General features: G+C 62.0%; 3 protein-coding genes. 2 read left to right on the plus strand and 1 reads right to left on the minus strand.

Annotated features, from left to right (window positions below; genetic code table 11):
- Nucleotides 1-84 precede the first annotated feature (84 nt).
- Nucleotides 85-609: an Mpo1 family 2-hydroxy fatty acid dioxygenase gene (locus ACW9I6_RS32220; RefSeq protein ID WP_457340237.1), complete on the minus strand. Its 525-nt coding sequence runs from the start codon at nt 607-609 to the stop codon at nt 85-87.
- Nucleotides 610-692: 83 nt separating this feature from the next.
- On the opposite strand from ACW9I6_RS32220, the gene ACW9I6_RS32225 reads away from it, so the two are divergent.
- The gene (locus ACW9I6_RS32225) at nt 693-1,379 is read left to right on the plus strand and encodes a Crp/Fnr family transcriptional regulator (protein ID WP_003218134.1); all 687 of its coding nucleotides are present in this window, start codon (nt 693-695) and stop codon (nt 1,377-1,379) included.
- Between the two features lie 38 nt (nt 1,380-1,417).
- Nucleotides 1,418-1,783, plus strand: a complete 366-nt coding sequence (locus tag ACW9I6_RS32230) for a response regulator (RefSeq protein ID WP_003218132.1) — start codon at nt 1,418-1,420, stop codon at nt 1,781-1,783.
- The last annotated feature ends 84 nt before the right edge of the window (nt 1,784-1,867 follow it).

Below are 1,867 nucleotides of genomic sequence, written 5' to 3' on the forward strand. Positions count from 1 at the left end.
GCGGTGGTTCAGTCGGTACATCCGGTGACTGACACTCCGCTTTCGCGAGCAAGCCCGCTCCCACATTTGGATCTCCAGTGTTGCTCAGGCCGTGGCGTTCTTGTGCCGCACGGCCACGGGCCCCGAGCGCTCTTCAATCTGCCGCTTCAGGTCATGCCGCAGCCCCACCAGGAACGCCAACTCCGCCACCACAAACAACGGCCCCACGATCAACCCGGACACGTCATCGACAAACGCCGGTTTGCGCCCCTCGTAGTAATGCCCCACAAACTGGATCACCCAGCCCACCACGAACATGCCGATGCCGCTGCTCAGCCACACCAGCGTGCTTTGTGCCGCCAGCACATGCCCGGCCCACACCGACAGGCCCATCAGCACCGTCATCAGCATGCCGAGCGCCAGTTCCAGGCGCAGGTAGAACCATGCCGAAAGCAGCGCCACTACCACCGCGGGCGACAGCCACAGCCCGGCCACCGTCCATTCGGGGCGTGACAGCAGCACGGCCACCGCCACCACAATCAGCGGGATGCCGATAAAGTGGCTGGCGATATTGCGCGGGTCGCGGTGGTAGGCGGCGTATTGACTGAGGTGGTCGACGAGGCTTTTCATTGTTGTTCCTCCTGTAGGATGTTTGATCATGCCCTGTAGGCCCACGACACACTGTCAACTGGCCGACAATCTTCGGAGTTCGCATGGATGTAGAGAAATGGCACCCACGGCTGGCCACCGGTCACTGGTACAGCCATCTGCCTGCTGATCTACAGAATAGCTTGCTGGCCAGCGCCCGGTTGCGGCAGCTGACGGCGGGGCAATACCTGTTCAAACGCGGCGATCCGCCGTGTGGGTTGTATGCGGTGCTGGAGGGCTCCCTGCGTATCAGCGCGGTGAACGAGCAGGGCAAGGAGGCAGTGTTGAGCCTGGCGGAGTTGCCATACTGGTTCGGCGAAATCTCATTGTTCGACGGGTTGCCCCGCACCCACGATGCCTGCGCCGTCGGGCCGTGTACGTTGCTGCAGGTACCGCAGCCGGCGTTGCTGCACATTCTTGAACAGACTCCGCGTTACTGGCGCGACATGGCCCTGTTGATGAGCCAGAAACTGCGCCTGACCTTTATCAATATCGAGCAATTGAGCCTGATGCCGGCGTCGGTGCGGGTGGCGCACCGCCTGCTGATGATCGCCGAGGGCTATGGCGACATCGAGCAGGCCCGGCAGGTGCTGCAACTGCCCCAGGAAGACTTGGCCGCGATGCTGAGCCTGTCGCGCCAGACCACCAATGCGTTGCTCAAGGACCTGCAAGGCCAGGGCATCGTGCGCCTGGGCTATGGCGAGATCGAAATCCTCGACCCGCAACGTTTGCGCGAGGCGGCGCATGCCTGAGGGTGGTAGCCTGCGTTCACGATTATTCGAGGTGTGTTATGCGCGTCCTGCTAGTGGAACACGAGTCAGAGGCGGCCGAGGCGATGGGCCGCAGTCTTGAAGAGGCCAGCTACACGGTGGAGGTGGCGGCCAATGGCATGGCGGCCCTGCGCTTTGTGGAAAGCACCGAATACGACCTGGTGATCCTGGATGTGATGCTGCCGGGGCTGAATGCCTGGAAGCTGCAGCAGGCGATCCGGTTGAAGGGTGAGACGCCGATGTTGTTTTTGACCACGCCGGACGGGATTGAAGATCGGCTGCGTGGGCTGGAGTTGCACGAGGATGATTATTTGCTCAAGCCGTTTGAAGCCCGGGCGTTGGTGGCGCGGGTGAAGAAAGTGTTGCGGCGGGATCGGGGGCGCTGACTGCCACTGGCTTTTGGGGTGTTTGATTGACCGCTTTCGCGAGCAAGCCCGCTCCCACATTTGACCGAGTACATCCCTTGGAAT

Source organism: Pseudomonas sp. SDO5522_S412, assembly GCF_054071215.1.